The sequence below is a fragment of the Mesorhizobium sp. WSM4814 genome (assembly GCF_055811595.1).
The window spans coordinates 3,237-9,419 of record NZ_JBVVQT010000052.1; the positions used below are offsets into that span (position 1 = coordinate 3,237).

Annotated in this window: 4 protein-coding genes and 1 pseudogene; 1 reads left to right on the forward strand and 4 read right to left on the reverse strand. The window is 66.0% G+C overall.

The genetic code is table 11. The features are described from left to right. Positions 1–100: 100 nt before the first annotated feature. A pseudogene (locus AC0L2V_RS31940) lies at positions 101–340 on the forward strand (saccharopine dehydrogenase family protein); the annotation flags it as partial. Between the two features lie 113 nt (positions 341–453). On the opposite strand, the gene lpdA reads toward AC0L2V_RS31940, so the two are convergent. The 4 genes from lpdA to AC0L2V_RS31960 form a co-directional block, all read right to left on the reverse strand. Continuing rightward, a complete protein-coding gene (gene lpdA, locus AC0L2V_RS31945; protein WP_473522158.1) occupies positions 454–1,851 on the reverse strand; it encodes a dihydrolipoyl dehydrogenase in 1,398 nt (465 codons plus the stop codon). A 180-nt stretch (positions 1,852–2,031) separates the two neighbouring features. Beyond that, positions 2,032–3,417: a dihydrolipoamide acetyltransferase family protein gene (locus tag AC0L2V_RS31950; RefSeq protein WP_473522159.1), complete on the reverse strand. Its 1,386-nt coding sequence runs from the start codon at positions 3,415–3,417 to the stop codon at positions 2,032–2,034. Positions 3,418–3,646: 229 nt separating this feature from the next. Then, positions 3,647–4,660: an alpha-ketoacid dehydrogenase subunit beta gene (locus AC0L2V_RS31955; RefSeq protein WP_027153639.1), complete on the reverse strand. Its 1,014-nt coding sequence runs from the start codon at positions 4,658–4,660 to the stop codon at positions 3,647–3,649. 2 nt (positions 4,661–4,662) lie between these two features. Then, positions 4,663–5,895, reverse strand: coding sequence for a thiamine pyrophosphate-dependent enzyme (locus tag AC0L2V_RS31960; protein ID WP_473522160.1), 1,233 nt, complete (start codon positions 5,893–5,895; stop codon positions 4,663–4,665). Positions 5,896–6,183 lie beyond the last annotated feature (288 nt).

The window sequence follows — 6,183 nt, forward strand, 5'->3', positions numbered from 1 at the left end:
CGGGCCGCGCCTAACCGATTTTTTGGCGCCCCCCGGGGGGGCGGCGGGGCGGGGGGGGCCTTTGGGCCGGGCCCCGGGCGCCGCCCGCCGGGGGCCCCCCCTGCTGCAGGAAACCTACGCCAACAAGATCTACGCCAAGCGCGTCGGCGACAAGGTGCGCAGCGCCATCCAGATCACCACCGCCTCCGCCATCTGCGCGGTGCTCGACATGCTGGCCGACGGCAGCTTGCCGGCGCAGGGTTTTATCAAGCAGGAAGACATCGCGCTCGACGCCTTCCTCGCCAACCGCTTCGGCCGCGCCTACGCGCAGCACGAGATGGTTAGCCGGCTTGCGGGGTGAGTGCGCTTGTGAACGCTGGCGGGGCAGTACCCCCCCTACCCTGCCGGGCAATGTCCGGCAGGACAGAGGGGGTGCTGTCCCGCCGACACCGCCAGTTTTTGCGCCATCGCGAACTAAACATGCAGTGCGTGCCCAAGCGCCTTCAGCGCCGCCTCCTGAAAACCCTCGCCCTGTGTCGGATGGGCATGGATGGTGCCGGCGATGTCCTCCAGCCGCGCGCCCATCTCCAGCGCCAGGCCGAACGCCGTCGACAGTTCAGACACGCCCTGGCCGACCGCCTGGATGCCGAGCACCAAATGGTTGTCGGCGCGGGCGACAACCCGGACGAAGCCATCCTCACTCAGCTTGGTCATCGCGCGGCCGTTGGCGGCGAACGGAAACAGCCCGACCTTGATCTCGCCGCCAAGCCTCTTGGCCTCGTCCGGCGACAGGCCGGCGGTGACCAGCTCCGGATCGGTGAAGCAGATGGCGGGAATTGAGCGCTTGTCCCAGCTGCGCTTGTGGCCGGCGACGATCTCGGCGACCATTTCGCCTTGCGCCATCGCCCGGTGCGCCAGCATCGGCTCGCCGGTGACGTCGCCAATGGCAAAGATGCCGCGCATCGAGGTGCGGCACTGGTCGTCGATGCGGATGAATTTACCCGCCATATCGAGGTCGATCTGCTCCAGCCCCCAGTCTTCGACCACCGGCCTGCGCCCGACGGTGATCAGGATCCGGTCGGCAGCGATCTTGCCATCCTTGCCGGTCGCCGTTTCGACCAGCAGAGCATCGCCCTTGCTCGACAGGCCCTTGGCCTTGGCGCCGACAAGCACCTCGATGCCGAGTTCGGTGAGCCGCTTCACCACCGGCCGGGTCAGCTCGGCATCATATTGCGCCAGCACGCGCGGCAAGGCCTCGACCACGCTCACCTTGGCGCCCAGTTTGGCGAAGGCGATGCCGAGCTCGAGCCCGATATAGCCACCGCCGACGACGGCAAGCCTTTCCGGCACTTCGCTCAGCGCCAGCGCTTCGGTCGACGAGATCACCGCACCGCCGAACGGCAGGAACGGCAGCTCGACCGGCGCCGAGCCGGTCGCGATCACCACCATCTCGGCGCGAACCACCTGCATGCCGGTCTCGGTCTGGACCTCGACGGTCTTGCCGTCGCGGAATTTCGCCCAGCCATGCACGGTCTTGACCCCGGCCTTCTTGAGCAGGCCGGCAACGCCGCTGTTCAGCCGGCTAACGATACCGTCCTTCCAGGCGATGGTCGCTTCGAGATCAATGGACGGCGTGGCGATTGAAATGCCGAGCGGGCTCTTGCCGCTCGCCATGTGCGAGATTTTCTCGAACTCCTCGGCCGCATGGATCAGCGCCTTGGACGGAATGCAGCCGACATTGAGGCAGGTGCCGCCCGGCTTGCCGAACTCGACGATAACCGTGTCGATGCCGAGCTGGCCGGCACGGATGGCGCAGACATAGCCGCCCGGACCGGCGCCGATGACGAGCAGCTTGCAGGATATTTCCTTCATGTCGACACGCTCTTTTTGGCGAAGTAGGGCCCCCTCATCCGGCCGCTGCGCGGCCACCTTCTCCCCGGCGGGGAGAAGAGGCTTGCACCAGCCTTGGAGACCTTCTCTCCCCTCGGGGAGAGGGTGGCCGTAGCGAAGCGGAGGCCGGGTGAGGGGGCCTTTGCGACCGTTCTCATCATCTCAATCCACGAAAATCAGCGCCGGGGTCTCCAGCAGCGTCTTGATCCGCTGGATAAACACCGCGGCGTCCCAGCCGTCGATGACGCGGTGATCGAAGCTGGAGGACAAGTTCATCATCTTGCGCGGCATGAACTGGGTGCCGTCCCACACCGGCCGCACCATCATCTTGTTGACGCCGAGGATCGCCACTTCCGGATGATTGATCACCGGCGTCGTCGCCACCCCGCCCATGGCGCCGAGCGAGGTGATGGTAATCGTCGATCCCGACAGTTCGTCGCGCGCCGCCGTGCCTGACCTGGCCGCCTCGGCGAGCCTGAAAACCTCGGCGGCGCAGTCCCAGATATCGCGTGCCTCGGCGTGCTTGACCACCGGCACCACCAGCCCCGAAGGCGTCTGCGCGGCAATGCCGATATGGACGCCGCCATGCTGGTGGACGATGCCGGCCTCGTCGTCGAACAGCGCGTTGATTTTGGGCTGGTCGGCGATCGCCTTGACCATCGCCCGCATCAGGAACGGCAGCAGCGTCAGCTTCGGCCGCTCGACGCCGCCGCGCTTCTCCTTGTTGAGCGCCGCGCGCAAATCCTCCAATGCCGTGACGTCGATCTCCTCGACATAGGTGATGTGCGGGATGCGCGACTTGGCCAGCGCCATCTTCTCGGCGATCTTGCGCCTGAGCCCAATGATCTTGATGTCCTCGACCGCCTCGTTCCGGGCGAGGCCGGAGACCTTCGCAAGCTGCGGTCCGCGCGCCAGGAAGGCGTCGATGTCCTCGTGGAGAATGCGGCCGGCCGGGCCGCTTCCCCTGACCTGTCGGAGATCGACGCCGGCCTCCTTTGCCCTGAGGCGGACGGCCGGCGACGCCAGCGGCCTTTCACCTTCGGGACGCGGCGCGGCGACGGGCGCAGGACCCCCACCCCTAACCCCTCCCCACAAGGGGGAGGGGGATTCCGTCGCCGATGCAACCTCACGCTCAGTGATTTTTCCGGACGGGGACGGGTGCGGTGCCGCTTTGGCACTGGCTTCGGCCGCCGAAGCGCGTCCCCCTCCCCCTTGTGGGGAGGGGCCAGGGGTGGGGGTACTGCGGTCGGTAATCTTGGCGGCAGCCTCGCCGCCCGGCTCCGCAGCTGCCTTCACATTGCCCTCGCCGGCCACCTTCAAGCGTACAATGGGCGAGCCGATCGCCACCGTGTCGCCGATCTCCGCACCCAGCCAGACGATCTCGCCGTCGACTGGCGAAGGAATCTCGACCGTCGCCTTGTCGGTCATGACGGCGGCAAGCACCGCATCCTCGCGCACGAGATCGCCGACCTTGACCTGCCACTCGACCAGCTCGGCCTCGGCGACGCCTTCGCCGACATCGGGCAGCTTGATCACATATTCGCCCATCGTCAGGTCCCCCTTACCGAGGCGTTTGCGCTGCCCCTCACCCTTGCCCATTCCAGGGCGAGCCGCTTGTCTCGCCCGTCCTTCGGACCCCCGTGAACAACGGGGAGAGCGGGATCGCCGGCGTGGCGGCCAGTCCCTTCTCCCCGTTCTGCACGGGGAGAAGGTGCCGGCAGGCGGATGAGGGGCGGTGCCACCATTGGCAATTGGTCCAAGGCTCTGCCTGCCATCGTCAGGCCTCCATCGTTTCGACGAGCGCGCGGCCGAGCCTGGCCGGACCGGGAAAATAGTCCCATTCCTGCGCATGCGGATAGGGCGTGTCCCAGCCGGCGACCCGCACTACCGGCGCTTCGAGATGGTAGAAGCAGTTTTCCTGCACCAGCGCCGACAGCTCGGCGCCGAAGCCTGATGTCAGCGTCGCCTCGTGCACGATCACGCAGCGGCCTGTCCTGTTGACCGAGTCGACGATCGTCTCGAGATCGAGTGGCAGCAGCGTCCTCAGATCGATGATCTCGGCGTCGATGCCGGTCTCCTCGGCGGCCGCCTGCGCGACATAGACCATCGTGCCGTAGGCCAGCACGGTGACCGCGGCGCCCGGCCGACGGATCACCGCCCTGCCGAGCGGGACCGTGTAATGCCCGTCGGCGACCTCGCCGAGTTCGTGCTTTGACCATGGCGTCACCGGGCGCTCGTGATGGCCATCAAACGGACCGTTGTAGAGCCGCTTCGGCTCCAGGAAGATCACCGGATCGGGATCCTCTATCGCCGCGATCAGAAGACCCTTGGCGTCATGCGGATTGGACGGCACGACGACCTTCAGGCCGGAGACATGGGTAAACAGCGCCTCCGGGCTCTGGCTGTGGGTCTGGCCACCAAAAATGCCGCCGCCGGTCGGCATCCGCACCACGATCGGGCAGGTGAAATCGCCGTTCGAGCGGTAACGTAGCCGCGCCGCCTCCGAGACGATCTGGTCATAGGCCGGATAAACGTAGTCGGCAAACTGCACCTCGACGCAGGGTTTCAGGCCGTAGGCGGCCATGCCGATGGCCGAGCCGACGATGCCCGCTTCGCTGATAGGCGTGTCGAAGCAGCGGCTCTTGCCGTATTTCGCCTGCAGGCCTTGCGTGCAGCGAAACACGCCGCCGAAAAAACCGACATCCTCGCCGAACACGATGACGCGTTCGTCGCGCCCCATCGACACGTCCATGGCGTCGCGGATCGCCTCGATCATGGTCCGTCTTGGCATGGTCAGACCCCCGCCTGCTGGCGCTGGCGTCTGAGATGCGGCGGCATCTCGCCATAGACGCCTTCGAACATGTCGCGCGTCGAGGGCTTGCCGCCGGCATGCAGCGTGCCGTGGCGCTCGGCCTCCCTTTGCGCCGCGATCACCGTTTCGAGGATTTCCGCCTCGGCCTGGGTGTGGCGCTCGTCCGACCAGACGCCGCGCTGGATGAGATGGTTCTTCAGCCTGACGATCGGATCGCCGAGCGGCCAGGCGTCGGATTCGGCCTTCGGCCGGTAGGCCGACGGATCGTCGGAGCTCGAATGCGCGCCGACGCGATAGGTGACATATTCGACCAGCGTCGGCCCAAGATTTTTCCGCGCCCGCTCCGCCGCCCATTTAGCCACCGCGTGGACGGCGAGATAATCGTTGCCGTCGACCCGAAGCGACGGAATGCCAAAGCCGAGGCCGCGGGCGGCAAATGTGCCGGAGCCACCGCGGGCGATGCCCTGGAAGGTCGAGATCGCCCACTGGTTGTTGACGACGTTGAGCACGACCGGCGCCTTGTAGGTCGAGGCGAAAACCAGCGCGGCATGAAAGTCGGACTCGGCGGTCGAACCGTCGCCGATCCAGGCGGCGGCGATCTTCGAATCATTGCTGATCGCCGAAGCCATCGCCCAGCCGACCGCCTGGATATATTGCGTCGCCAGATTGCCGGAGATCGAGAAGAAGCCATGCTCCTTCGACGAATACATGATCGGCAGCTGCCGGCCCTTCAGCGGATCGGCCTCGTTCGAATAGATCTGGTTCATCATCGTGACCATCGGATAGCCGTCGGCGATGAGCAGGCCGGCCTGCCGATAGGTCGGAAAGTTCATGTCGCCCGGCGCCAGCGCCTTGCGAAAGGCGCAGCTCACCGCCTCTTCGCCGAGGTGCTGCATGTAAAAGGAGGTCTTGCCCTGGCGCTGCGCCATCTGCATGCGCGCGTCGAAGCTGCGCAGCGTCATCATGTGGCGCAGGCCTTCCAGCAACTCGTCGTCGGAAAGCAGCCCGGCCCACGGCCCGACGGCTTCGCCGGCGCGGTTGAGCACGCGGATGATCGAAAACGCCAGGTCGCGGATATCACGCGGATCGACATCGATCTCGGGACGCGGCACCGAGCCGGCCTTGGGGATGGTCACATCAGAAAAATCCGGCGTCCCGCCCGGCCGCACCTCGGGCTCCGGCACATGGAAGCGCAACATTCCCGCATCGGCCATGACCTTCGTCCTCCCATGTTGCCCGGCCAAGATACTTGCACACCGGCAGGCCAGTGCCAATTCGTCGGGCAAGGCTTCCGGCCAACCACCGCGCAGCCAGCAGCACCTGTCAGGATGAAGATATGTCAGCGAAATTTCTTGTCGATCTTCCGGCTCTGCGCGCAATTTGGCGCATGATTGCGCCGGGTTTCCCGCCAGATTGGACAAATGCGCGTCGCTCTGCCTTCTCCCCTTGTGAGGCCTTTGCACAGAATCGGATTGATGATTCCGGGGGTAAGGAAGAGAGGG

Bases quoted from the DNA above. Each gene is read 5' to 3' on its own strand.
- AC0L2V_RS31955 (WP_027153639.1), bottom strand. From the start codon at position 4,660: ATGCCAAGACGGACCATGATCGAGGCGATCCGCGACGCCATGGACGTG.
- AC0L2V_RS31960 (WP_473522160.1), bottom strand. From the start codon at position 5,895: ATGGCCGATGCGGGAATGTTGCGCTTCCATGTGCCGGAGCCCGAGGTG.
- lpdA (WP_473522158.1), bottom strand. From the start codon at position 1,851: ATGAAGGAAATATCCTGCAAGCTGCTCGTCATCGGCGCCGGTCCGGGC.
- AC0L2V_RS31950 (WP_473522159.1), bottom strand. From the start codon at position 3,417: ATGGGCGAATATGTGATCAAGCTGCCCGATGTCGGCGAAGGCGTCGCC.